The following is a 22,427-nucleotide window of genomic DNA, read 5'->3' on the forward strand; positions in this document are numbered from 1 at the left end:
GAACCACGGGGCCGTTTGCATGCACTTCACGATCAACGGACAACGTCATGAGGCAGACGTCGACCTCCGCACCTCGCTGCTCGACCTGTGCCGCGAGCATCTGGGGCTCACCGGGTCCAAGAAGGGCTGCGACCACGGCCAGTGCGGCGCCTGCACGATGCTGGTCAACGGACGCCGCATCAACGCCTGCCTCAGCCTCGCGGTGATGCACCAGGACGACGAGATCGTGACGATCGAGGGGCTGGGCCAGGTCGGCAACCTCCACCCGCTCCAGGACGCGTTCGTGCGCCATGACGGCTATCAGTGCGGTTATTGCACGCCGGGGCAGATCTGCTCGGCGGTGGGGATGCTCGACGAGCAGAAGAAGGGCTGGCCCAGCTACGTGTCCGAGTCGCTGACCGACAGCGAGCTGACCGATGCGGAGATCAGCGAGCGGATGAGCGGCAACATCTGCCGCTGCGCCGCCTATCCCAACATCGTCGACGCGATCCGCGAAGTGGCGGGCAAGGGTGATCGCCAGCCGGTGCTCGAAGCAGCCAAGGAGATCGGCGCGTGAAGCTGTTCACCTACGAGCGCGCCGACAGCGCGCAGGCCGCCGCGACCGACGCCGCCGCCGCTGGCGCCAAGTTCATCGCGGGCGGCACCAACCTGCTCGACCTGATGAAGCTGCAGGTGGAGACGCCGACCAAGCTGGTCGACATCTCGCGCCTGCCCCTGGACAAGATCGAGGAGCGCGACGACGGCGGCCTGACGATCGGCGCGCTGGTGCCGAACAGCGACCTCGCCGCCGACGCCCGCGTAATCGAGCGGTACGAGGTACTGTCCCGCGCGCTCCTGGCCGGCGCTTCCGGCCAGCTCCGCAACAAGGCGTCGACCGGCGGCAACCTGCTCCAGCGCACCCGCTGCTATTATTTCTACGACACCGCCACCGCGTGCAACAAGCGCGAGCCGGGCTCCGGCTGCTCGGCGATCGGCGGGTTCAACCGCATCCTGGCGGTGCTGGGCACCAGCGAGCACTGCATCGCGACGCACCCCAGCGACATGGCGGTGGCGATGCGGGCGCTGGACGCGACGATCGTGACGCAGAAGGCGGATGGCGACCGGCGGCGGATCGCGATCGGCGACTTCTATCGCCTGCCCGGCGACACGCCGCACATCGAGAACGTGCTGGAGGCGGGCGAACTAATCACCGGGGTCGAACTGCCCGCGCCGGTCGAGGCCGCGCGCCACCTGTACCGCAAAGTGCGCGACCGTGCCTCCTACGCCTTCGCGCTGGTCTCGGTCGCGGGCGTGGTGGCGATGGACGGCGACACGGTGAAGAGCGCTTCGCTGGCGTTCGGCGGCCTTGGCCCGATGCCGTGGCGCAACCCCGCCGTGGAGGCCGCGATCGTCGGCAAGCCCGTGACCACCGCCAGCTTCGAGGCCGCGGCCGACGCACTGCTCGCCGACGCGCGCGGGTACGGCAGCAACGATTTCAAGATTCCGCTCGCGCGGCGCACGCTGATCGCGTCGCTCCGCGAACTGACGGGGACCAACTGATGTTCGAGAAGATCTTCGGCGCGGGCGACACCAACAGCCTGACCATGAACAAGCCGCATCCCGACAGCCTGCTCGACACGGGCGTGCAGGGCGTGATCTCGCGGCCGATCGACCGGGTGGATGGGCCGCTCAAGGTATCGGGCACCGCCACCTACGCGGCCGAGTATCAGCTGGACGGACTCGCCCACGGCGTGCTCGTCGGCTCGACGGTCGGCAAGGGGCGCATCGTCTCGGTCGACGCGGACGCGGTGCTGGGCATGCCCGGCGTGATCGACGTGGTCACCGACTTCGATACCTTCCTGCGCAACGCGCAGCAGGGCGGTGAGACGACCGCGCCGACGCAGGGCGTGCGCGACGTCGATTATTTCGGCGAGATCGTCGCCATCGTCCTGGCGGAAAGCTTCGAGGAGGCGCGCGCTGCCGCCTACGCGCTGCCGATCGAATATGAGAAGAAGGAGGGCCAGTACGCCTTTCAGGCGCACCGCACCGAGGGCGAGACCCCGCCCGACAGCGTCACCCCGGCCAAGTTCACGCAGGGCGATATCGACCAGGCGATGCGCGACGCGGCGGTGACGGTCGACGTGACCTACGTCACCCCCAGCCAGAATTCCGCGGCGATGGAGCCGCACGCGTCGATCGCGGTCTGGAACGACGATGCGCTGACGCTCTACGGCGCCTATCAGATGCCGACGTCGGACGCGCAGCAGCTGGCGAAATCACTGGGCGTGTCGGACAAGAAGGTCCGCATCATCGCGCGCTACATCGGCGGTGGGTTCGGATCGAAGCTCGGCATCGCGCCGGAGAGCGTCGCGGCCGCGGTGGCGGCCAAGAAGCTCGGCCGCCCGGTCAAGGCGGTGATGGCGCGCGGCCAAGTGTTCGACGCCACCGTGCGCCGCTCCAACACCGAGCAGCACATGCGGCTCGCTACCGATCGCAACGGCCGCCTCACCGCGATCGGCCACGATTCGCTCACCTCCAACCTGCCGGGCGAGGATTATTTCGAGCCCGTCGGCATCGGCACCCACCTGGCCTATGCGGGCGAGAACCGGTCGATCACGCACCAGCTGGTGCCGCTCAACCTGACGCTGTCGGGATCGATGCGCGCGCCGGGCGAGGCGGTGGGCATGATCGGCCTGGAATGCGCGATGGACGAGCTGGCCGAGAAGCTGGGCATGGACCCGATCGAGCTGCGCCGGATCAACGATCCCGCCGTCGATCCCGAGAAGGACGTGCCCTTCTCGTCGCGCGCGCTGACGCAGTCGCTCGACAAGGGGGCCGAGCTGTTCGGGTGGAACAAGCGCAACGCCATGCCGGGGCAGCGGCGCGAGGGCGAGTGGCTGATCGGCATGGGCGTCGCCTCCGCGGTGCGCGGCAACCAGTTGCAGCAATCGGCGGCGGGCATCGAGATCCGACCGGACGGAACCGCCACCGTCGCCTCGGCGATGACCGACATCGGCACCGGCAGCTACACGATCCTGGCGCAGATCGCGTCGGAGATCCTGGGCATCCCGCTCGACAAGATCACCATGAAGCTGGGCGACACGATCGATCCGCCCGCGGCCGGATCGGGCGGCTCGTGGGGCGCGGCGTCGGCGGGTTCCGCGGTCTATCTCGCCGCCGAGCAGGCGCGCAAGAAACTGGCGGCGGCGATGGGCGTCGAGGAGGCGGAGCTGACGCTGAAGGACGGCTACGCGATCGGTGACAACCGGCAGGTGCCGATCGGCGAACTCGTCGGCAGCGGGATCGAGGTCACCGGCGAGATCAAGCCGGGAAGCCAGGAGAAGCAGACGACGCAAGCCTCGTTCGGCTGCCACTTCGCCGAGGTGGGCGTGAACGCCGTCACCGGCGAGGTGCGCGTGCGGCGGATGCTGGGCGTATTCGCCGCCGGCCGCGTCCTCAACGCCAAGACGGCGCGGTCGCAGTGCCTGGGCGGCATGACCTTCGGCATCGGCGCGGCGCTGACCGAGGATCTGATCCACGACCAGCGCACCGGCAAGCTCGTTAACCGCGACCTCGCCGAATATCACCTGCCGGTGAACGCCGACGTGCCGCAGCTGGAGGTACATTTCATCGACGAGCGCGACATCCACGCCAACCCGATCCATGCCAAGGGGATCGGCGAGCTGGGCATCTCCGGCGCGGCGCCGGCGGTGGTCAACGCGATCTACAACGCGTGCGGCGTGCGCGTGCGCGACATGCCGATCACCTGCGACAAGCTTCTCGCCGGCCTGCCCCCGATGTGACCGGCGCTTGGTTGCGGCTGGCCTGCGCCCCATATCGCCCGGCATGACCGAGATGACGATGGATGCGGCGGCCGTGCCGTCGGGGCTGGCCGATCCGGGTACGGATCGGGGCGGTGGGCTGCTCGGGCGACCGATCGACCGGGTCGACGGTCTGTCGAAGGTGACCGGCGGCGCACCCTACGCCTTCGAGCGGGCGCCAAAGGGCGCAGCGGTGGCGGCGATCGTCGGCGCGCCCGTCGGGGCCGGCCGCGTCGTCGCGATCGACGTCGCGGCGGCGGCGGCGCTCCCCGGCGTGCTGGCCGTGATCGTCGATGATCCGCGCATGCCGGCGGGCCAGGCCAGTTCGGGCGCGTTGCCGCAGCAGGGTACGGACCGCATCTTCCACTACGGCCAGCCGGTCGCGATCGTCGTGGCGGAGAGTCAGCAGGTGGCGAACGAGGCCGCCGCGCTGGTCCGCGTCGAGGTGACGCCGGCGACGGGCCGCTTCGACCCACGGGGCGAGCCGGTGATCGACGAGCCCAGGATAGGCTTCCTGCCGCCCGTCGAGATGGGTGATGTCGACGCCGCGATGGCGGATGCCGCGGTGACGGTGGACGCCACCTACACCACCCCCGTGCACTTCCCCGCCGCGCTGGAGCCGCACGCGACCACCGCCTGGTGGGACGGTGACCGGCTGACGCTTCGATCGAGCAACCAGGTGATCGGCGCCGCGCGCAAGACGGTGGCGCGGGCGCTGGGGATCGAGGCCGAGCGGGTGCGCGTGCTCGCCCCCTATGTCGGCGGCGGGTTCGGCGGCAAGACCGGCGTGGGCGCGGAGGCGATCCTCGCCGCGATCGCCGCGGAGCGGGTCGGCCGCCCGGTCAAAGTCGCGCTGCCGCGGCGGCAGGTCGCCTATATGACGCATCACCGGTCGGACACGGTGCAGCGCATCCGCCTGGGCACCGATACCGACGGCAGGCTCCGCGCCATCGCGCACGAGAGCGTCGTCGCGCAGAACGACCAGGGCCGCTTCCTCGAACCCGTCCCCTTCGGCACGCTGCCGCTCTACGCCGGAGAGGCGCGGCGCTTCACCACCGGCCTCGTCCGCGTCGACCTGCCCGAGACGGGCGCGGTGCGCGCGCCGGGCGAGGCGGTCGGCACCTTCGCGGTCGAGTGCGGGATGGACGAGCTGGCCGAGCGGCTGGGCATCAATCCCCTGGAGCTGCGCCGGATCAACGAGCCGCCGGTCGACCCGACGACGGGCAAGCGCTTCTCTACCCGTCGCATGATCGATTGCTACGACGAGGGCGCGCGCCGCTTCGGCTGGCCGGAGCGGGTGCCCGATCCCGGTTCGGTGCGCGAGGGCGAGTGGCTGATCGGCATCGGCATGGCGGCGGCGCTGCGCGGCAATTTCACCGTCGAGGCGCAGGCGCGGGTGGTACTGGACGAGGGCGGTCGCGCCCGCGTCGAGTGCGACATGACCGACATCGGCACCGGCACCTACACGATCCTGGCGCAGGTCGCGGGCGAGATGCTGGGGCTCGGCCTGGACCGGGTCGACGTGGTGATTGGCGATACCGACCTACCGCCGACGGCGGGCTCCGGCGGCTCGTTCGGCGCCAACAGCTCGGCCTCCGCCGTGGTGCTCGCCTGCGAGGACATTCGCGCCGAACTCGCCCGCCGCATGAACGCCGCGCCCGAGGAGCTCGCGTTCGAGAATGGCTGCGTCCGCGCGGGCGGCCGCGAGACGCCGCTCGCCGACCTCGTGCGCGGGGAACCGATCGTCGGGCGCGGCCATACCAAGCCCGGTAAGGAGACGGAGGCGACCAGCCAGGCGAGCCACGGCGCGCAGTTCTGCGAGGTCGCGGTGAACGCCGTCACCGGCGAGGTGCGCGTGCGGCGGATGCTGGGCGTGTTCGACATCGGCCGCGTCCTCAACGCCAAGACCGCGCGCAGCCAGGCGATCGGCGGCATGGCCTGGGGCCTCGCCTATGCGCTGCACGAGGACGGCGTGGTCGACGTGCGCGACGGCCGCTTCGTCAATCCCGATTTCGCCGAATATCACGTCGCCACCAACGCCGACGTGCCGCAGCTGGAGGCGTGGTTCGTCGAGCAGGTCGACGCCTCCGCCAATCCGGCGGGCGCCAAGGGGGTCGGCGAACTCGGCATCTCCGGCGCGGGCGCGGCGGTGGTGAACGCGATTTACAACGCCACCGGCGTACGCGTGCGCGACATGCCGGTGACGCTCGACAAACTGCTGCCCGGCCTGCCGGCGGTATAACTCCATACCTCCCCGGCACGGGGAGGGGGACCGCTCGCGACAGCGAGTGGTGGAGGGGCAGCCCCGCACGCCCCCGCCCATAACTGCCCCTCCACCAGCTGCGCTGGTTCCCCTCCCCGTTCCGGGGAGGTAAAAGGAAAAGAAGAATGGCCGAGAACGACAGCGTCCTTCAAGCTGCCCGCGAATGGCGCGGCCAACCCCTCGCCCTCGCCACGGTGGTCTCCACCTGGGGCTCCGCACCGCGCCCCAAGGGCAGCCACATGCTGGTCCATGCCGACGGCCGCTTCGAGGGATCGGTGTCGGGCGGCTGCGTCGAGAGCGACATCCTGCAGACCGCGGCGGAGGTGATCGCGGGCGCGCCCTTCCAGGTGAAACGCTACGGCGTCGCCGACGACGCGGCGTGGGAGGTCGGCCTGCCCTGCGGCGGCGAGATCGCGGTGATGGTGCAGCCGGTGTCGGCGGAAGGCTTCGACCCCGAACTGTTCGATCGCATCGCAGAGGCACGTGACGATGGCCGCGCGCTCACCGTCCACACCGACCTCGCCACCGGCCATGCCGACCTCAGGCCCATCGAAACCGGCGAGGTGTTCGCCAACCGCTACGATCCGCCGCGTCGCCTCATCATCGTCGGCGCCGTACAGATCGCGCAGAGCCTGGCCGCGCTCGCCCGCACGCTGGGGATCGAGGTGGTGGTGGTCGACCCGCGCGCGCGTTTCCTGACGGAGGAGCGCTTCCCCGGTGTCACGCTGGACGACCGCTGGCCGGACGAGGCGGTCGCCGCCTATCGCCCCGGGCCCGCCACGGCGGTCGTCACGCTCAGCCACGATATCAAGATCGACGATCCCGCGCTGGTCGCGGCGCTGGCGGCGGACACCGCCTATGTCGGCGCGCTGGGCAGCAGGCGCAGCCATGCGGCGCGGCGGGAGCGTCTGGCCGCGGCAGGCGTTGCGCCGGAGAGGATCGACCGGATCGACGGCCCGGTGGGCATTGATATCGGCGCGATCGGCCCGTCGGAGATCGCGCTGTCGGTCGCCGCGGCGATGGTGAGGGCGTTTCACGATGAACCACGTTCCAGATGATCCGATCCGGCCGGAAGACACCGTCCTCATCCTGCTCGCGGCGGGCCGGTCGCAGCGGTTCGGCGATGTCGGGTCGAAGCTGACGGAGCCGTTCCTCAACCGGCCGCTCGGCCTGCACGTGGCGGTGGCGCTGGAGAGCCTGCCCTTCAAGGAACGGCTGGCGATCGTCGACGGCGATCGGCTCGACTATCGCCCCTACGGCTTTACCCAGATCCACAACGACGATCCGGGCGAGGGCATGTCGCGCTCGGTCCGGCTGGGCGTCGCGCGCGCCAAGGAAGCGGGCGCGCGCGCGGTGATGATCGCGCTCGCCGACATGCCGCGCGTCACCGCCACGCACATCCAGCGCGTGTTCGACGCCGCCGACGGCGGGTTGACCGTGGTGGCGTCGAGCGACGGCTGCGCGCCGATGCCGCCCGTCCTGTTCGGCGCCGACCATTTCGACTTTCTCCTCACCTTGACCGGTGAGGCGGGCGCCAAGGACCTGGTCGAGGGCGGTCGCCACGTCATCACCAGCCCGGCCGAGCTAATCGACGTCGATACGCGCGAGCAACTCGACCGACTGCGCGAACTCGTCCACGCACCGGAGGCGCTCACTCGTGCCGGAGCGCGTCGATCGGATTGAGCGCCGCCGCGCGCCGGGCGGGGAAATAGCCGAAGACGACGCCGATCACCGCCGAGATGGCGAAGGCGATCAGGTTGATCTGCGGGTCGAACGTCCACGGCACCTGCATCAAGGGGACGAGCGCCAAGATCACCCCCTGCGCCAGGATCAGGCCGATGATGCCGCCCAGGCACGACAGCGCCACCGCTTCGACCAGGAATTGCAGCAGCACCTCGCGCGCGACGGCACCGATCGCCAAGCGGATGCCGATCTCGCGCGTCCGCTCGGTGACGGACACCAGCATGATGTTCATGATGCCGATGCCGCCCACCACCAGGCTGATCCCAGCGACCGCCGCGACGATGCGGGTCAGCAGGGTCGTCGTGCCGGTCAGCGTGTCGCGGATCTGCGCGGTGTCGAAGATGTTAAAATCATCATCTTTGCCGTCGGTGATCCGCCGCCGCTGACGCAGCAGGTCGGCGATCTGCGCCTGCACCGTGTCGGTGGAATAGGCGCTGTCGACGCCGACCAGCATCAGCCGGATGTCGCGGCTGCCGGTAAAGCGGCGCTGCACCGCCTTGATCGGCATCACCACCACGTCGTCTTGGTCGCCGAACCCGCCCTGCCCGCGCTTGCTGAGCGTGCCGATCACGTCGCAGCTGATGTTGCCCAGCCGCATCCGCGTGCCGACCGCGTCTCCCCCGCGATACAGGTTCTGGCGCACGGTGTTGCCGATCAGGCAGACCGCCTTGCCCGCCTCCTGCTCGGCCGCCGTCCAGTAGCGGCCGGCGCTGAGCGGCCAGGGCTGCACCGTCAGAAAGGCGCTGGTGGTGCCGTTGATCGAGGTCGACCAGTTGGCCCCCTCGTAGATCGCGGTGGCGGTGGTCGATGCCTGCGGCGCGACCGCGGTGACGCCCGCGACCTGGTTGGCGATCGCCTCCACGTCCGCCTGGTCGAACTCCGGCGGGCGCGGCCCGCCGCCGCCGCGGCCGAAGCCCTGGCCGGGCCGCACCTGGAGCACGTTGGTGCCGAGCGCGGAGATCTGCTGCTGCACGGCGGCGGTGGTCGCCTTGCCCAGCGTCACCATGGTCACCACCGCGCCGACGCCGATGACGATGCCGAGGATGGTGAGGAACGAGCGCAGCAGGTGGCGGCGGATCGAGCGCAGCGCGAGGACCAGGGTGGTGCCGAACATGCTATTCCTTCCCCGCCCATTCCCGTTCGTCATTCCCGCGAAGGCGGGAACCCAGACGCGCGACGTTCCGCTTTCTACCCGGCACGTCGGCGGCTCTGGATCCCCGCCTGCGCGGGGATGACGGAGTGAATGGATGAGGGGTCACGCCTCCACCGCCTGTCCCTGCCGGTGGCGCGCCTCGATCCGTTCCACCAGCCCGTCCTTGAAATGCACCACCGTGCGCGCGAACGCGGCCATGTCGGGCTCGTGCGTCACCATCAGCACGGTGATGCCGTTGGTGCGGTTCAGGTCGGTGAGCAGCTCCATGATCTCCACCGACCGTTCCGAATCGAGATTGCCGGTCGGCTCGTCGGCGAGCAGCACGTCCGGGCTGGTCACGATCGCGCGGGCGATGGCGACGCGCTGCTGCTGGCCGCCGGACAGTTCGGCGGGCGTATGGTCCCACCAGCGGTCGAGCCCGACCTTCTCCAGCGCGCCCATCGCCGCCTCGCGTCGCGCGCGCTTGTCGTCGCCGCGATAGAGCAGCGGCAGCTCGACATTCTCCAGCGCGGAGGTGCGGCTGAGCAGGTTGAACCCCTGGAACACGAAACCGAGATAGCGCCGCCGGAGCAGTGCGCGCTGGTCGCGGTCGAGCCGCTCGATATGGTGGCCGCGGAACAGGAACTCGCCGGCGGACGGCACGTCGAGGCAGCCGAGGATGTTCATCGTCGTCGACTTGCCCGATCCCGACGGGCCCATGACGGCGACGAAATCCCCCGCCTTGATGTCGAGGTCGACGCCCTTCAGCGCCTGGAACTGCGTCGCGCCGCTGCCGTACACCTTGGTGACGTCGCGAAGGCGGATGAGCGGATCAGCCATCAGCGTTCCCGTCATGCCGGGCTCGTCCCGGCACCCAGGGCCAAGCAGCGCCGTCGTTCGTGGCTCTGGACCCCGGGACGAGCCTGGGGTGACGCGGCAGGGGATTACTGCCCACCGCCGCCGCCCTGCCGCCGCGAGCCGCCACCGCTCCGCCGCGACGATCCGTCGCCCGCGTCGCCGCCCGCCAGCTGGCCGGTGATGACCTCCTGCCCGGCCTTCAGGTCGCCGCCGATCACTTCGGTCACCGTGCCGTTGGTGTCGCCGGTGGTCACCTGCACCGGCGTCGGCTGCCCGTCGGCGCCCTTCACGTACACCGTCTGCGCCGCGCCGCGCGCCAGCGTCGCCGTTCGCTCCGGCCGGTCCCGCCGCGGGCGGAAGGTGAGCGAGCCGGCGATGCCGCCGCCCTGCCCGGCCCCGGCGGCGGCGGGCTTGAACCGCAACGCCGCGTTGGGAACGAGCAGCACGTTCTGGCGATCGGAGGTGACGATGTCGGCGGTGGCGGTCATTCCCGGCCGCAACCGGCCGGTCGGGTTGGCGACGCTCAGGTCGGCGGCGTAGCTGACCACCTGCCCCGTCGTCGCCGCGGCGCCGCTGGTCGACGAGGACGAGGCGGTGGCGCTGCTCACCGTCTGGTTCGATCCCAGGTCGACGCGGGTGATGGTCGCGGGAAACGTCTGGCCGGGAAAGGCATCCACGGTGAAGGTCGCCTTCTGGCCCAGCTTCACCTCGCCCACGTCCGCCTCGTCGATCGCGACCTCCAGTTTCATGCTCGTCAGGTCCTCGGCGATCACGAACAGGGTGGGTGTGTTGAACGACGCCGCCACCGTCTGGCCGGGATCGACCTGGCGCGCCAGCACGACGCCGGACACGGGGCTGCGGATGATCGCGCGGCTGCGCTGCGTCTGCGACTGCGCCAGCTGCGCGCGCGCCGCGGCGACATTGGCCTGCGCGACCCTGAGCGCCGCGACCGCGCGCTGCGCGTTGGCGCGGCCGGTCTGCAACTCGGTGGCGGAGGGTACGCGGCCGTTCGACAGGCGGTACACTTCCTGCAACCGGGCGAGTTGGGCGTTCGCCTCCGCCACGGTCGCCTGCGCCTGGCCGACCTGCGCCTGGTTGGCGGCGAGCGTCGCCTGGGCCGCCCTGATCTGGTCGTCGATCTGCTCGGGATCGATCAGCGCCAGCGGCTGCCCCGCGGTGACGCGGTCGTTGACGTCGACCACCACGCGCGTGACCAGCCCCGACAGCTGCGATCCCACCGTCACCTGGTTGGTCGGCGCCAGCTTGCCCGTCGCCGACACGCTGACGGTCAGGTCGCCGCGGCGCACGCGTTGCGTCGCATATTCCACCGCGTCGCTGCCGCCGAAGCAGCGCGCGAGGGTGAAGGCGATCAGCAGCAGCCCGGCCGCGACCAGCGCCCATTTCGCCCAGCGCCGCCACGCGGGCGGCGGGGTGACGCCCAGGAACGCGTCGAGGTTCTCAGGGGTGCTCTGGTCGGCCATCTAGCGCATCTCGCCCGAGGGAGGGGTGGTGGAAACGGGGACCGGCGCCGGGTTGGTGCCCGGCGCGGCGACGCGCGGCGGCGCCTCCGGCACGGTGCTCGCGTCCCAGCCGCCGCCAATCGCCACGAACAGCGCCACCTGCGCCGCCGCCGCGTCGGCGCGCGCCTGGGTCAGGCCGTTGCGCGCGTTGAGCAGCGCCGCCTCCTGCTGGTTCAGCGTGGTGAAGTCGGTCAGGCCCGACCGGTACTGGCTGCGGCTGAGCACGGCGGAGTTGTTGGCGGCGTCGAGCGCCACCGCGAACTCCCGCTCGCGCGCCCGCGCCGTTTGCAGCGCGACGATCGCGTTCTCGATATCCTCCAGCGCGAGCAGCACCGTGCCCTTGTAGGCGGCGAGCGCGACGTCGGCCGCCGCCTCCTGCGCGCGCACCTGGCTGCGCAGCCGGCCACCGTTGAAGATCGCCTGGGTCAGCCCGGCGAACAGGCTGCCGGTGATCGCCTCGCCGATGCCGGACAGCGAGGCGGCATTGGTGTTGATGTTGCCGCTGATCGCCAGCGCAGGGTAGAGCCGCGCCTTGGCGACGCCGATCTGCGCGGTGGCGGCCGCGAGCGTCCGCTCGGCCGCACGCACGTCGGGCCGCTGGCGCAGCGCGTCGGCGGGGATGCCGACGCCGATCGCCGCCGGGCCGATCGGGATCGGGCGCACCGGCGCGAGTTCCGCCTTCAGCGCGCCGGGCGCCTGGCCGGTGAGCACGCCGATGCGCGACAGGGCGGCGTTGAGCTGCTGTTCCAGCGAGGGAATGGTCGCGGCAGTCTGCGCCCGCTGCGCGCGCGCCTGCTCGCTGTCCAGGCTGGAGACGAGGCCCGCCTGCACGCGGAAGCCCGCGATTTCCAGATTGTCGTCCTGCAAACCCAGCGAGGCACGCGCGTTGGCGATCTGTGCCTGTAGGCCACGGGCGAGCACGTAGTTGCGCGCCGTCTCGCTCTGCACCGATAGCAGCACCGCGGCGTAATCGTAGCCGGACGCCTCGACCTGTGCTCGGCTCGCCTCCACCGTGCGGCGGACCTCGCCGAAGATGCCGACCTGGTAGCTCGCCGACAGGCCGACCGAGAAATTGTTGGCGCCGCCGCCGCCGGTGTCGACCACCGTGCCGTCGGGCAGCGTGAACGATCGGCCGCCGCCGCGCAGGTTCTCGTTGCGCTGATAGCCGCCGGAGCCCGACAGCGTCGGGAACAGCGTCGCGCGGCTCTGCACCAGCGCCTCGCGCGCCTGGCGCAGGCGGCCGACGGCCTGGGCCACGTCGGTGTTGTTGGCCGCTGCCTGCTCGACGAGGCGGCCGAGTGTCGGATCGTTGAACCGATCCCACCAGCGCGTCAGATCCTCGCGCGTCGGCGCGGCGGTGACCGACCAGGCGTCCGGCACGCCCAGCTCGGTCGCCGTGCGCGGGCGGTAGTCCGGACCGACGGTGCATCCCGCCAGCACGGCCGTACCGGCGAGCAGGAGGATGAGGGCGCGCGTCATGGCTGTATCGGATGACCAACACACCCGCTCTAGTCCAGCGCTTTTGTGTCGCAGTTTGTCGCGTGTTCCTCGTCATGCCGGGCCCGTCCCGGCATCCAGAGCCAAGCAGCGCTGTCGTTCGCGACCCTGGATGCCGGGACAAGCCCGGCATGACGGCCGCGCGCGACATTGCCGGAGAGCCGACGTGATCCTATCTCCTATTGCAGAAACGGAGCCGGCAGCGTCTGCGAATGCGGCGGTTCCTTTCCTTTTTGCGCCCTGTCGACTATGGCGCTCCCGATTCGCTAATCCGACGAGGTATTTGTTTGGCCAAGGAAGAACTGCTCGAGATGCGTGGCCGCGTGGTGGAGCTGCTCCCCAACGCGATGTTCCGTGTGCAGCTCGAGAACGATCACGAGATCCTGGGGCACACCGCGGGCAAGATGCGCAAGAACCGCATCCGCGTGCTGACCGGGGACGAAGTGCTCGTCGAACTCACTCCCTACGACCTGACCAAGGGCCGCATCACCTACCGCTTCAAGTAAGCTGGTGACGTTTGGACTCTGATCCCCCGTCATGCCGGGTCCGTCCCGGCATCCAGAGCCACGAGGGATGCCGCTGCTTGACCCTGGATGCCGGGACGAGCCCGGCATGACGGACTCGTCCGCTTTCTCCCTCGTCCTCGCCTCCACCTCGCCGCGCCGGCTGGAGCTGCTCGGCCGTCTCGGCGTCGTGCCCGACCGCCTCGCCGCGCCCGACATCGACGAGGCACCGCGCCGCGCCGAGCCGCCGCGTGCCTATGTGCTGCGCATCACCCGCGCCAAGGCCACCGCGGTGGAGCGTGCGCCGGACGAGGTGATCCTGGCGGGCGACACCACCATCGCCGCCGGCTCGCGCATCCTCGGCAAGCCCGCCGACGCCGACGAGGCGCGCGCGATGCTGCGCCTGCTCTCCGGCCGTCGCCACCGCTGCCTGTCGGCGATCTGCGTGATCGGCGCCGACGGGGCGGAGCGGACGCGATTGTCCGACACGATCGTCGCCTTTCGCCCGCTGGAGGCGGCCGAGATCGACGCCTATCTCGCCACAGACGAGTGGGTCGGCAAGGCGGGCGCCTACGCGATCCAGGGCCGGGCGGAGGCGTTCGTGCGCTTCCTCCACGGCAGCCATTCCGGCGTCATCGGCCTGCCGCTGACCGAGACGCGCACGCTGCTGCGCTGGGCCGGACTGCCGCTTGCCTGAATGACGATGATCGAATGGTTGTTCGAGGCCGGAATCGGCGAAGCGCGCGCCGCACTGGTCGAGGGCGAGCGCATCCTGGTCGCCGCGATCGAGCCCGACGATGCCGGCCCGCTGGTCGGGCTGGTGTCGCGCGCCCGGCTGGTCGAGCGGCTACCGGCGCGGCGCGGGCGTGCGACGCTGGACAACGGCGCCGAGATCCTGGTGTCCGACCTGCCGCCCGCGCTGACCCAGGGCGCTGCCCTCATGGTGGAGATCACGCGCGAGGCAATTTTCGAGGCCGGTCGCGCCAAACCGCCGCAGGGCCGGCCGAGCGATGCGCCTCCCGCCCCCGCTCCCGATCTGCTGGCGCGCCTCGTCGCCACCGGCCATCCGGTGCGGCACCTGCGCGCGCACGAGCCAGACCTGCTCGAACGGGCGGGCTGGTCCGAACTGCTGGAGGAGGCGGCGACCGGCGACATCGCGTTCGCGGGCGGCGCGCTGCGAATGTCGCCGACGCCGGCGATGACCTTGTTCGACGTCGACGGCGCGCCGCCGGTCGACGCGCTCGCGCTCGCCGCGGCACCGGTCGTCGCCGCCGCCATCCTGCGTCACGGCATCGGCGGCTCGATCGGCGTCGATTTCCCGACGGTGGAGGGCAAGGCCGCGCGGCTGGCGGTCGCCGCCGCGATCGACGCCGCCCTGCCGCCGCCGTTCGAGCGGACCGCGATGAACGGCTTCGGCTTCCTCCAGATCGTCCGCCCGCGCCCGCGCGCCTCCCTGCCGGAGAGGGTGCGCGCCACTCCCACCCTCGCCACCGCCCGCGCCGCGCTGCGCCGGATCGAGCGCGAGCCCGCCGGTGCGCCGCGCGCGCACGCGTTGCCCGCCCCCGTCCACGCCGCGCTCCTCGCGCGTCCGCACTGGCTCGCTGAGCTCGCGCGGCGCACCGGCGTCGTTCACCAGCTGGAACCCGCATGACCGCCACCGCCTGCCCGATCTGCGGCGAACCCGCCGCCCCCGATGTCCGCCCGTTTTGCTCGGCCCGCCACCGCGACCGTGACCTGCTGCAATGGCTGGGCGAGGGATATCGGCTGCCCGGTGGCCCCGCCCTCGACGCCGAGCGCGAGGACGGGCTGGACAAGCCCCGCGACCGCGACTAGGGACGCGCTTCCGATCGCCAGCCGATCGCGCCCAGGTAGCTCAGTTGGTAGAGCATGCGACTGAAAATCGCAGTGTCGGCGGTTCGATCCCGTCCCTGGGCACCATCTTCCGCCGATCTCCGCTTAAACGGCGCGTTAACTTGCCCCTAGACGCCATTTACCCCTGATCTGCTGATTTGCCCTCAGGCGAATGGTTCTGAGTAAGGGTGGCCGCGGATCGTCGCACAGGTATCCTATTTGCGAGCTGGCGCTCCTCATCGCCTGACCGCTTCCGATCGGTCGTGACCGCCATCTAGCTCCACGTCGCCGCGCGAATGAACGCGGCGGGCACCCCACCCCAGAGTTCACCCGGCGGGACGTTCTTGGTCACCACCGATCCTGCCGCGATCACCGCGCCGTCGCCGATGGTCACGCCCTTGAGCACGGTGACTCGTGAGCCGAGCCAGACGCGATCGCCGATGACGATCGGTCCGGCGGTCGTCCGCGCACCGGACAGCCGGTGGCGGTCGTCGTCGATCAGCATCAGTTCCGGACCGATCGCCACACCGTGCCCGATCCGCACGTCGAGGAAGCACGACACCGAGGCGTCGCCGTTGATGTAGCCGCTGCCGAGCATCAGCATCGCGCCATGGTCGACGGTGACGGTCGCACCCGAATGGATGCTGAAGTCGCCATCCACCCTGAGCGTCCCGCCTTCCCGCAGCACGAGATGCGACTCGCGGTGGAAGCGGCCGGGCCATTGTATCCCGAAACGGAGCGTGCCGCCTCCGGTCACCTCGCCGTCGATGCGCAGTTTCGCACGCCTATGACGTACGATCTGGCGTGGCGTCCCGGTCGGCCAGGGAAACGCGCGGATCATGATGGACGACGAACAGGATCAGCTGGGCTGCGCCTCGCTCTCGTCCGCCGCGTCGCCGCCTTCCGTGGGGCTCGCGTCGGTGGCGTCCTCGTCCGACAACGCCTTCATCTCGGCCTCGCCGGCGTCATCATCCTCCAAGTCCGCCGTGGTCGCCGCGCCTGCGGCCTCGCCCCGCGTCGTCGGGTTGGTGGGCGGCGACATGCCGGCCATCGCCGGGTCCAAATGGTCGCCGTTCTCCGCGACCAGCTTCGTGCCTCCGAAATTGTCGTCATTGTCGGACATGCTGCTCTCCTCATCCGCCACGCCTGTGCGGCGTTGTTCGAACGCGTCGATCGCCTGCTGGTCGCACCCGCCGGACCGGGAGTGGCGCTTGCCGCATCCGCGAAACTAGACGCCAGACGTGGCGAAAAGGCGCTCCGTCGAGGGTTGGCCCAGCAAGTGGGGCGGGAGGGTCAGCGTCGCCCGCGTCCCGCCCCGGCGTTCAAGCGCGAAGCCGCCGCCATGACCTCGCGCCAGGCTAGTGGCGATCTGGAGGCCGAGGCTGGTGGTCGAATTCCCGTCAAAATTCTCCGCCAATCCGTGACCGTCGTCGTCGATCGTCACGGCCAGGCCGTTCTCCCCGTCTCCCGCCACGGTGACGATGATTCGGCCGCTTCGCTCCCGGGCGAAGCCATGCTCGATCGCATTGGCGACGGCCTCGGCCACGATCAGCGCGGTCGGCACCGCGGCGTCCGGCTGGAGCAGCAGGCGTTCGTCACCCTGCATCGTCAGGGCGACGTCGTCGCGTCCGCTCGCCTCCACGACGTCGCGGCACAGGACCTCCAGGAACGGAAGAAGCGGCTGCGCCGCGCCGGACGGGTCGTAGAGCCGACGACTGATCCGGCCGACCAGCGCGATGCGGCCGGATGCCTCCTCCAGCGCCGCTCGGGCATCCGCGTCGGCAAGTCGTCTCTTCTGCATGGAGAGCAGTGCCGCCGCGACCTGGAGGTTGTTCGAGATGCGATGCTGCAACTCGCGGAACAGCAACTCCCGCGTCATCGCGAGCGACTGGCTCCGTTCCCGCTCGCGGGCGAGCTGCCGGTTCGCGTTCTGCATCCAGTGGACGAGGGCGAGATCGGTCGCGACCACGAACAGGTAGAAGCAGAGCGCGATGCCGGTCGTTCCGGTCAGCATGAAACTGTTTGGGGGCGGGATGAAGAAGTACCAGGCGAGCAGCCCGCACAGGATCGCCGATGCGCTTCCCAGCCAGACGCCGAACAGGAAGGAGGTGACGATCACCGCCGGGAAGAAGGTGATGTAGGGAAAGCCTGGAGGAAGCAGGGGGTCGGCGATCGTCCGGGCGGCCCATGCGAGCGCCACGATGGCGATGGTCGTCAGCGAGCCCAGCAGCGGCCGATCGCGCGCGATCGGAAGCCGCTCGGTCCAGCGGCGCCGATCCGATGCGATGGCGATCGATCCCCCCTCCATGCCGATGCCGTTACGAGCTTGTACTGACTTCGTCACGTTCCGTTGTTCCCGCGAAAGCGGGACGTACGCATCCAGGACATGAACCGCCTTGATCGAGATCGGGTCGAACAACGCAGGAGTTGACGTCGTGTCCCTCCCCGGTCCGATCGACCGCGATGCCGATGCAATCATGAACGTCCGAATATGGTTCGATCAGGTCGCCGGAACGATGTCATGGATGGAGAGCCCCGGCCGGCCGAGCGGCACGACGCCGCTCGTGAGATGGGTGACCAGTGCCGCTGCGTCGCGCATCCCGCTGTTCCAGCGCGCTCGTATCGTCGCCGGGGAGAAATCCATCGCCTTGCCCGCCACTTCCTGGCGCTGATCCGTGTAGGACAGCCGGACCAGCGTGACCGAGCGTGAAGCAGCATCCGGATCGGTCGCGTACGCGTCTCGCCAGCGATCGACTGCGCGACGCGACTGACCGCTGAACAGCAGGTCCTGTGTACGTCCGATTACTTCTCCCAGCGTCTGCGGCAGCGGCGCCGCATCGGGTAACAGGTCGATGGCGATACACAGCACCGGCCTTTCGCGAGCCGTGCCGAGCACCGCATCGATCGGCAGGTTCGCCGACAGGCCGCCGTCGACGAACAGCCGTCCGCCGATCGGCACGGCAGGAAAGGTCGGGGGCATCGCGGCACTCGCGCGGATATGGTCGGCGTCGATCCTCTGCTCGGCCGTATCGAACAAGGTTTCCCGACCACTGCCGAGATCGACGGCCAGGGCGCCATAGCGCACATGGCCGGCGTTCAATCGTTCGAAGTCGACGAGATGCGCGAGCGAACCGCGCATCGGCGCGGTGTCGTAGATCGCGGGCGTCGCGGCGGTTTGCGCCGCACTACCCGCCGGCGCGAACAATCCGGACCGTCCAGCGAGCATCGTCGTCAGCGCCTCTCCCGTCCGCCGCCACGTCTCCGGGATCGCTTCCCACCACATCGGCCAACCGCCTTCGGCGCGTGGACGCCACAAGCTCTCCAGGCGTGCCACCCGATCGCGCGGCGCGTTGCCGGCGATCACCGCGCCGTTGATCGCCCCCGCCGACGTGCCGACGATCCAGTCCGGCTCGATCCCGTGCTCGTGCAGCACCTGATACGCCCCCGCCTGATAGGCGCCGAGCGCGTTGCCGCCCGCGAGTACCAGCGCGATCCGGTGACCGGCCAGACGGTCGATCACAGCGGCGATCCCGCGCGGCATCGCTCCAGCTCGACGGGATCGTGCGTGCAGGTGACGGTGACCGCGTCGCGCCGCTCGATCGACAGCGCGCGCAGCCTTTCCTGATTGGCCATGCGGCTGACAGCATCGACCTCCATCAATCGCTGATAGGCGCGCAGCCCCGGCGTGCATCGCCGCCGCGCCCCGCGCATCTCGCCGCGGTAGAAATAGGCGTCGCCGGCGTGCAGCAGCCAACGCCCGTCATTTTGGCGGATGGCGACGCCGGCGTGGCCCCAGGTGTGGCCCGGCAGCGGCACCAGCAGGATCTCGGGCGGCAAGCCGTCGAGGTCGCGAACCGCGTCAAAGCCGAACCACGGCTCGCCGTGCGCGCCGTAGCGACGCCAATGCTGCACGTCGTCGAGCTGGCGCGGGCGCCAGCGGTTGCGCGCCACCACGCCGGCGCGCGGGCCCGTGGCATCGTCATACTCGCGCTGCATGACGTGCACGGCCGCGTTGGGGAAATCCTCCAGCCCGCCGGCGTGGTCGAAGTCGAGGTGCGTCGCGACGATGTGCCGCATGTCGCCGGCCTTGTAGCCAAGCGCCTCGACTTGGCGGATCGCCGTGTCGCGCTCGTGCAGCCTGATGTTGAGCATCATCCGCCACGGCAGGGTGATGCGCGGCTGCGGGTGGCGGTGCGGGTGCGCGACGTCGCGCAGGCCGTAGCCGGTGTCGACCAGCACCAGCCCGTGCGCGTCCGTTTCGATCAGCAGGCAGTGGCAGACGATCCGCCCGAACGGACCCAGGCTGCGCCCGTCGAACAGCGCGCCGCCCAGCGGACAGTCGGTGCCGCAATTCAGATGGTGGATACGCATGCACGGTCTCCTCACCATTCAGGTCGGTCGGCTGGTGCTCAACGCTCGCGCGCTGACAAAGTGTGCCTTCCCCATCGTGTCGCGCGCGTTGGCGAGCGACCAATGTAGGTAGCGGTGGCTCTCCGACGCATCGCGCCGGAGAGCCACCGCCCGTCATTGTATCGCCGGATCGGTTTCGACGACGCCGGCGGCATCGAACTCGCCGAAGGCGTCGCGGACCTTCTCCGCCATCTCCTCGCCCGACACCTCGACCGTGACGGCGACGGCACCGTTCAGCGGGGCATCGTCACGCGCCTCGGCACTGGGCTCGCCGGCTTCGGTATCGGAGCCCGCCTTCTCCTCACCGGCGCTGTTCTCGTCACCCTCGGCAGTGATGAAGATGGCGGCTCGATCCAGGTCGAACTGCTGGACCAGCCGCTCGACCGTCATCTCGGCCTCGCGGCGCGTGTCAAAGGTCGCACTCAGCATCACGGTCATGATCGTCTTCCTCGATACAGGGGACACCCGCCCGGACTGACCGGACGGTTCGCTCTCGGCGGCAGGATCGATCAGGCGTCCTCGGCCTGCATGTTGACCGACGTCTCCGCCAGTTGCGTCATATACTCGTCGCCGGAGTAGATCTCCTTGGTGGCGTCGCGCAGCTTCTTGTTGTCGTCCTTCAGCCCGAGCGCCTTGGCATAGGCCGCGGCGGTGCCGAAGCCGGCGATGCCGTAATGGGTCATGCGCTGGTACTGGGCGACGATCAGCACATCGAGCACGGGCCCCTTCTCCGGACCTTCCTCCAGCACGTGCTTGGTCGCCTCGGCGACGAGGCCTTCCATGCCCTTGCAATGCTCCTTGGAAACCTTCTCGTCCTGTCCGGCGATCAGCTCCTTCAGCACCGCGGTGTGCTTGGTGATGCCCTCGTACGACGCGGCCAGCATCTCCTTCAGCTTGGCATCGCTCGCCTTGGGCGTGATCTTCTTCAACACCTTCAGCATCTGGTCGTTGGCGGACCACAGGTCCTTCAGCTCGTCGACGTAGACGTCCTTCAGATTCTCGGGGGTCGACATAGCAAGCTCCTGACATCGCTCGGGCGAACTGCCCGGCACGCGGGAAGAGCGCCCCGCCATGGATGATGTTCCTGGCGGGCGGGCGGATAAGCCGATGATCTCGATCAGCGCGTCGCGGCCTGTCGCGCGTAATCCACCCGGGCTGGGGACCTTGTCGTTCAGCGCGCGTTGTCGCGGGCATCGCGCCCGGTATCGGGCGCGCGACAGGAGACAGGAACGATGAACAGCACCAGCACTAAGGGCGAAGGTCAGGATCTCGGCGGCAACGTCAAGGAAGCGGTGGGCACGGCCACGGGCGATCAGTCGCTGCGCGGCGAAGGCATCGTCGATCAACTCGCCGGCAACGCCAAGCAGATCGCCGGAGCCGCCAGGGAAGCGATCGCCGATCCCGCACCCGTCGTCGCCAAGGCCAAGGGTTTCGCCCAGGCACGGCCTTACGCGACGGCGGCGCTGGTCGGCGTCGTCGGTCTGGCGCTGCTGAACACGCTGCGCGGGAAATAGTCATACCCGCTGGATAGCAACCACGATGGCCTGCGCGGCGCGATGCTGCGTAGGCCATCTGGTCAGGCGGGATAGTCGACGCCGTTCTTCCGAGTTCCGCCGCCCCCAAGCCGATGCGGAAACCGCCGGGCCCTCGACGCGAACGGCGTCCGTCATTATATACCGACCGTTATGGACACGGCGCTCGCCCCCTCCCCTCGCGGTCGCCCGCGTGGTTTCTGTCCCGAGGCGGCGCTCGCCGCGGCGCTCGGCGTGTTCTGGTCGAAGGGCTATGAGGGCGCGTCGATGGCGGAGCTGACCGCCGCGATGGGGATCGCCAAGCCCAGCCTGTACGCCGCGTTCGGCAACAAGGAGCAGCTGTTCGGCAAGGCGCTGGATCTCTACGAGCGCGAGAAGCTGTCCTATACCCGCGAGGCGCTGGAACAGCCGACCGCGCGCGCCGTCGCCGAATTCTTCATGCGCGGCGCGATCCGGGCGCAGACCAGCACCTGCGATCCCAAGGGCTGCCTGGGCGTGATCGGCGCCACCGCCTGCGGCGCGGAGGCGGAGACGATCCGGGCGGAGGTCATCAAGCGGCGCGCCTCGTCCGCGGCGGCGCTGGTCGCGCGCTTCCGCCGCGCGCAGGACGAGGGCGACCTGCCCGCGCACGTCGATCCGGAGGCGCTGGCGCAGTATCTCTTCACCATCCTGCAAGGGATCGCGGTGCAGGCCGGCAGCGGCGCGAGCGGTGCCGACCTCGACCGGGTGGTCGAGACCAGCCTGGCGATGTGGCCCGGCCGGTAAATCATACCGCTCGGAACAGAAAGCGTTGACGCACCGCCGGTAGTTCTATACCAGCCGGTATGGAAGAGCGCAGGAGTGTTCTTCGATCAGGCGCACCGGCCGAGCCATCGGCAGGTCGCGCGAACGGGGAGCATCGCCATGGCCTATCTCGCCTTTCAGGACATCGGCGGCGCTTCCGCCATCCGCAGCGCGGCCGTGCCCGTCGTCCCGGCACCCGTGCACGACACCACACCGCCCCGCGACCGGCTCGATCCGCTCGAATGGTCGGTGGTGACGGTGGCGCGGCGCGATCGGCTGGCGACGCTGGAGCAGCCGGGACGCTGGGGCCTCCTGCTCCGCGCGCTGTTCAAGCAGCCCAACCCGATGCTCGCCGACGCGCGGCTGGAGGCGCTGCGCCGGATGGCGGTGCTGACCTGGCATCACGGCTACACCGTGCCCTCGCACGAGGTCGCCGCGTTCCTGCGCGCGGGGTTCACCGCCGACCAGTACGAGAGCGTCGCCGACAGCATCGGTGCCGCGCGGCTGGCGACGCAGCGCCGCTGACGGCCCTCCC

The 22,427-nt window shown here is 70.1% G+C and carries 24 protein-coding genes and 1 tRNA gene; 14 read left to right on the top strand and 11 right to left on the bottom strand.

From position 1 onward, the window contains the following. Nucleotides 1–19: 19 nt before the first annotated feature. From BM145_RS08035 to BM145_RS08060, 6 genes are all read left to right on the top strand, one after another. Nucleotides 20–556 carry a 2Fe-2S iron-sulfur cluster-binding protein gene (locus tag BM145_RS08035; RefSeq protein WP_093333106.1) on the top strand — a complete coding sequence of 179 codons (537 nt, stop codon included), beginning with the start codon at nt 20–22 and terminating at the stop codon, nt 554–556. Next, nucleotides 553–1,539 carry an FAD binding domain-containing protein gene (locus BM145_RS08040; protein WP_093333107.1) on the top strand — a complete coding sequence of 329 codons (987 nt, stop codon included), beginning with the start codon at nt 553–555 and terminating at the stop codon, nt 1,537–1,539. Before BM145_RS08035 ends, BM145_RS08040 begins: the two co-directional genes overlap by 4 nt. Continuing rightward, on the top strand, nt 1,539–3,782 hold the full coding sequence (locus BM145_RS08045) for a xanthine dehydrogenase family protein molybdopterin-binding subunit (protein WP_093333108.1): 2,244 nt from the start codon (nt 1,539–1,541) through the stop codon (nt 3,780–3,782). The genes BM145_RS08040 and BM145_RS08045 overlap by 1 nt, the downstream gene beginning before the upstream one ends. A gap of 43 nt (nt 3,783–3,825) precedes the next feature. Next, nucleotides 3,826–6,042 carry a xanthine dehydrogenase family protein molybdopterin-binding subunit gene (locus tag BM145_RS08050; protein WP_093333109.1) on the top strand — a complete coding sequence of 739 codons (2,217 nt, stop codon included), beginning with the start codon at nt 3,826–3,828 and terminating at the stop codon, nt 6,040–6,042. A 146-nt stretch (nt 6,043–6,188) separates the two neighbouring features. Continuing rightward, nucleotides 6,189–7,121 carry an XdhC family protein gene (locus tag BM145_RS08055; protein ID WP_093333111.1) on the top strand — a complete coding sequence of 311 codons (933 nt, stop codon included), beginning with the start codon at nt 6,189–6,191 and terminating at the stop codon, nt 7,119–7,121. Beyond that, nucleotides 7,102–7,746 (top strand): nucleotidyltransferase family protein, encoded by a 645-nt coding sequence (locus BM145_RS08060; RefSeq protein ID WP_093333112.1) that lies wholly within the window; start codon nt 7,102–7,104, stop codon nt 7,744–7,746. Before BM145_RS08055 ends, BM145_RS08060 begins: the two co-directional genes overlap by 20 nt. On the opposite strand, the gene BM145_RS08065 is transcribed toward BM145_RS08060, so the two are convergent. The 4 genes from BM145_RS08065 to BM145_RS08080 form a co-directional block, all read right to left on the bottom strand. Beyond that, nucleotides 7,715–8,920, bottom strand: a complete 1,206-nt coding sequence (locus tag BM145_RS08065) for an ABC transporter permease (protein ID WP_093333113.1) — start codon at nt 8,918–8,920, stop codon at nt 7,715–7,717. The genes BM145_RS08060 and BM145_RS08065 overlap by 32 nt on opposite strands. 141 nt (nt 8,921–9,061) lie before the next feature. Beyond that, nucleotides 9,062–9,781, bottom strand: coding sequence for an ABC transporter ATP-binding protein (locus BM145_RS08070; RefSeq protein WP_093333205.1), 720 nt, complete (start codon nt 9,779–9,781; stop codon nt 9,062–9,064). Between the two features lie 101 nt (nt 9,782–9,882). After that, nucleotides 9,883–11,277 carry an efflux RND transporter periplasmic adaptor subunit gene (locus BM145_RS08075; RefSeq protein WP_093333115.1) on the bottom strand — a complete coding sequence of 465 codons (1,395 nt, stop codon included), beginning with the start codon at nt 11,275–11,277 and terminating at the stop codon, nt 9,883–9,885. After that, entirely contained in the window at nt 11,278–12,795 is a 1,518-nt protein-coding gene (locus BM145_RS08080) for an efflux transporter outer membrane subunit (protein ID WP_093333117.1), read from the bottom strand. A gap of 305 nt (nt 12,796–13,100) precedes the next feature. Here BM145_RS08080 and infA point away from each other — a divergent pair, with 305 nt between their 5' ends. From infA to BM145_RS08105, 5 genes are all read left to right on the top strand, one after another. Next, nucleotides 13,101–13,319 carry a translation initiation factor IF-1 gene (gene infA / locus BM145_RS08085; protein ID WP_093333118.1) on the top strand — a complete coding sequence of 73 codons (219 nt, stop codon included), beginning with the start codon at nt 13,101–13,103 and terminating at the stop codon, nt 13,317–13,319. Nucleotides 13,320–13,425: 106 nt separating this feature from the next. Next, nucleotides 13,426–14,013, top strand: a complete 588-nt coding sequence (locus tag BM145_RS08090; protein WP_218149638.1) for a Maf family protein — start codon at nt 13,426–13,428, stop codon at nt 14,011–14,013. A 6-nt stretch (nt 14,014–14,019) separates the two neighbouring features. Continuing rightward, nucleotides 14,020–14,967 carry a ribonuclease gene (locus BM145_RS08095; protein WP_093333206.1) on the top strand — a complete coding sequence of 316 codons (948 nt, stop codon included), beginning with the start codon at nt 14,020–14,022 and terminating at the stop codon, nt 14,965–14,967. Further along, nucleotides 14,964–15,149: a DNA gyrase inhibitor YacG gene (gene yacG / locus BM145_RS08100; protein ID WP_093333121.1), complete on the top strand. Its 186-nt coding sequence runs from the start codon at nt 14,964–14,966 to the stop codon at nt 15,147–15,149. Before BM145_RS08095 ends, yacG begins: the two co-directional genes overlap by 4 nt. Before the next feature lie 29 nt (nt 15,150–15,178). Continuing rightward, nucleotides 15,179–15,254 (top strand) — tRNA-Phe (locus BM145_RS08105). A gap of 187 nt (nt 15,255–15,441) precedes the next feature. Here BM145_RS08105 and BM145_RS08110 read toward each other — a convergent pair. The 7 genes from BM145_RS08110 to BM145_RS08140 all read right to left on the bottom strand — a co-directional run bounded on the left by BM145_RS08110 (nt 15,442) and on the right by BM145_RS08140 (nt 20,590). Next, nucleotides 15,442–16,008 carry an acyltransferase gene (locus tag BM145_RS08110; RefSeq protein WP_093333123.1) on the bottom strand — a complete coding sequence of 189 codons (567 nt, stop codon included), beginning with the start codon at nt 16,006–16,008 and terminating at the stop codon, nt 15,442–15,444. A gap of 18 nt (nt 16,009–16,026) precedes the next feature. Continuing rightward, nucleotides 16,027–16,290: a hypothetical protein gene (locus tag BM145_RS08115; RefSeq protein WP_143090137.1), complete on the bottom strand. Its 264-nt coding sequence runs from the start codon at nt 16,288–16,290 to the stop codon at nt 16,027–16,029. A 105-nt stretch (nt 16,291–16,395) separates the two neighbouring features. Next, entirely contained in the window at nt 16,396–17,511 is a 1,116-nt protein-coding gene (locus BM145_RS08120; protein ID WP_245739183.1) for a sensor histidine kinase, read from the bottom strand. Between the two features lie 156 nt (nt 17,512–17,667). Next, nucleotides 17,668–18,687, bottom strand: a complete 1,020-nt coding sequence (locus BM145_RS08125) for a patatin-like phospholipase family protein (protein WP_177200125.1) — start codon at nt 18,685–18,687, stop codon at nt 17,668–17,670. Continuing rightward, a complete protein-coding gene (locus tag BM145_RS08130) occupies nt 18,684–19,538 on the bottom strand; it encodes an MBL fold metallo-hydrolase (RefSeq protein ID WP_093333129.1) in 855 nt (284 codons plus the stop codon). The genes BM145_RS08125 and BM145_RS08130 overlap by 4 nt, the downstream gene beginning before the upstream one ends. 153 nt (nt 19,539–19,691) lie before the next feature. Continuing rightward, nucleotides 19,692–20,015, bottom strand: coding sequence for a hypothetical protein (locus BM145_RS08135; RefSeq protein ID WP_093333131.1), 324 nt, complete (start codon nt 20,013–20,015; stop codon nt 19,692–19,694). A gap of 71 nt (nt 20,016–20,086) precedes the next feature. Then, nucleotides 20,087–20,590, bottom strand: coding sequence for a ferritin-like domain-containing protein (locus BM145_RS08140; protein WP_093333133.1), 504 nt, complete (start codon nt 20,588–20,590; stop codon nt 20,087–20,089). A 219-nt stretch (nt 20,591–20,809) separates the two neighbouring features. Between BM145_RS08140 and BM145_RS08145 the strand changes: the two genes are divergently transcribed. The 3 genes from BM145_RS08145 (at nt 20,810) to BM145_RS08155 (ending at nt 22,417) form a co-directional block, all read left to right on the top strand. After that, nucleotides 20,810–21,091, top strand: a complete 282-nt coding sequence (locus BM145_RS08145) for a CsbD family protein (protein ID WP_093333134.1) — start codon at nt 20,810–20,812, stop codon at nt 21,089–21,091. Between the two features lie 171 nt (nt 21,092–21,262). After that, nucleotides 21,263–21,874, top strand: a complete 612-nt coding sequence (locus BM145_RS08150) for a TetR/AcrR family transcriptional regulator (protein ID WP_093333136.1) — start codon at nt 21,263–21,265, stop codon at nt 21,872–21,874. Nucleotides 21,875–22,012: 138 nt separating this feature from the next. Next, nucleotides 22,013–22,417, top strand: a complete 405-nt coding sequence (locus tag BM145_RS08155; protein WP_093333207.1) for a hypothetical protein — start codon at nt 22,013–22,015, stop codon at nt 22,415–22,417. The last annotated feature ends 10 nt before the right edge of the window (nt 22,418–22,427 follow it).

Origin of the sequence: Sphingomonas rubra, assembly GCF_900115745.1 — a bacterium.
GTDB lineage: Bacteria > Pseudomonadota > Alphaproteobacteria > Sphingomonadales > Sphingomonadaceae > Sphingomonas > Sphingomonas rubra.

What these genes read in the sequence shown, in the direction of transcription:
- BM145_RS08150 (WP_093333136.1), top strand. Translation starts at nt 21,263, where the DNA reads ATGGACACGGCGCTCGCCCCCTCCCCTCGCGGTCGCCCGCGTGGTTTC.
- BM145_RS08035 (WP_093333106.1), top strand. Translation starts at nt 20, where the DNA reads ATGCACTTCACGATCAACGGACAACGTCATGAGGCAGACGTCGACCTC.
- BM145_RS08090 (WP_218149638.1), top strand. Translation starts at nt 13,426, where the DNA reads ATGACGGACTCGTCCGCTTTCTCCCTCGTCCTCGCCTCCACCTCGCCG.
- BM145_RS08130 (WP_093333129.1), bottom strand. Translation starts at nt 19,538, where the DNA reads ATGCGTATCCACCATCTGAATTGCGGCACCGACTGTCCGCTGGGCGGC.
- BM145_RS08075 (WP_093333115.1), bottom strand. Translation starts at nt 11,277, where the DNA reads ATGGCCGACCAGAGCACCCCTGAGAACCTCGACGCGTTCCTGGGCGTC.
- BM145_RS08080 (WP_093333117.1), bottom strand. Translation starts at nt 12,795, where the DNA reads ATGACGCGCGCCCTCATCCTCCTGCTCGCCGGTACGGCCGTGCTGGCG.
- BM145_RS08135 (WP_093333131.1), bottom strand. Translation starts at nt 20,015, where the DNA reads ATGACCGTGATGCTGAGTGCGACCTTTGACACGCGCCGCGAGGCCGAG.
- BM145_RS08140 (WP_093333133.1), bottom strand. Translation starts at nt 20,590, where the DNA reads ATGTCGACCCCCGAGAATCTGAAGGACGTCTACGTCGACGAGCTGAAG.
- BM145_RS08055 (WP_093333111.1), top strand. Translation starts at nt 6,189, where the DNA reads ATGGCCGAGAACGACAGCGTCCTTCAAGCTGCCCGCGAATGGCGCGGC.
- yacG (WP_093333121.1), top strand. Translation starts at nt 14,964, where the DNA reads ATGACCGCCACCGCCTGCCCGATCTGCGGCGAACCCGCCGCCCCCGAT.
- BM145_RS08115 (WP_143090137.1), bottom strand. Translation starts at nt 16,290, where the DNA reads ATGTCCGACAATGACGACAATTTCGGAGGCACGAAGCTGGTCGCGGAG.
- BM145_RS08110 (WP_093333123.1), bottom strand. Translation starts at nt 16,008, where the DNA reads ATGATCCGCGCGTTTCCCTGGCCGACCGGGACGCCACGCCAGATCGTA.
- BM145_RS08095 (WP_093333206.1), top strand. Translation starts at nt 14,020, where the DNA reads ATGATCGAATGGTTGTTCGAGGCCGGAATCGGCGAAGCGCGCGCCGCA.
- BM145_RS08155 (WP_093333207.1), top strand. Translation starts at nt 22,013, where the DNA reads ATGGCCTATCTCGCCTTTCAGGACATCGGCGGCGCTTCCGCCATCCGC.
- BM145_RS08145 (WP_093333134.1), top strand. Translation starts at nt 20,810, where the DNA reads ATGAACAGCACCAGCACTAAGGGCGAAGGTCAGGATCTCGGCGGCAAC.
- BM145_RS08050 (WP_093333109.1), top strand. Translation starts at nt 3,826, where the DNA reads ATGACCGAGATGACGATGGATGCGGCGGCCGTGCCGTCGGGGCTGGCC.
- BM145_RS08060 (WP_093333112.1), top strand. Translation starts at nt 7,102, where the DNA reads ATGAACCACGTTCCAGATGATCCGATCCGGCCGGAAGACACCGTCCTC.
- BM145_RS08045 (WP_093333108.1), top strand. Translation starts at nt 1,539, where the DNA reads ATGTTCGAGAAGATCTTCGGCGCGGGCGACACCAACAGCCTGACCATG.
- BM145_RS08065 (WP_093333113.1), bottom strand. Translation starts at nt 8,920, where the DNA reads ATGTTCGGCACCACCCTGGTCCTCGCGCTGCGCTCGATCCGCCGCCAC.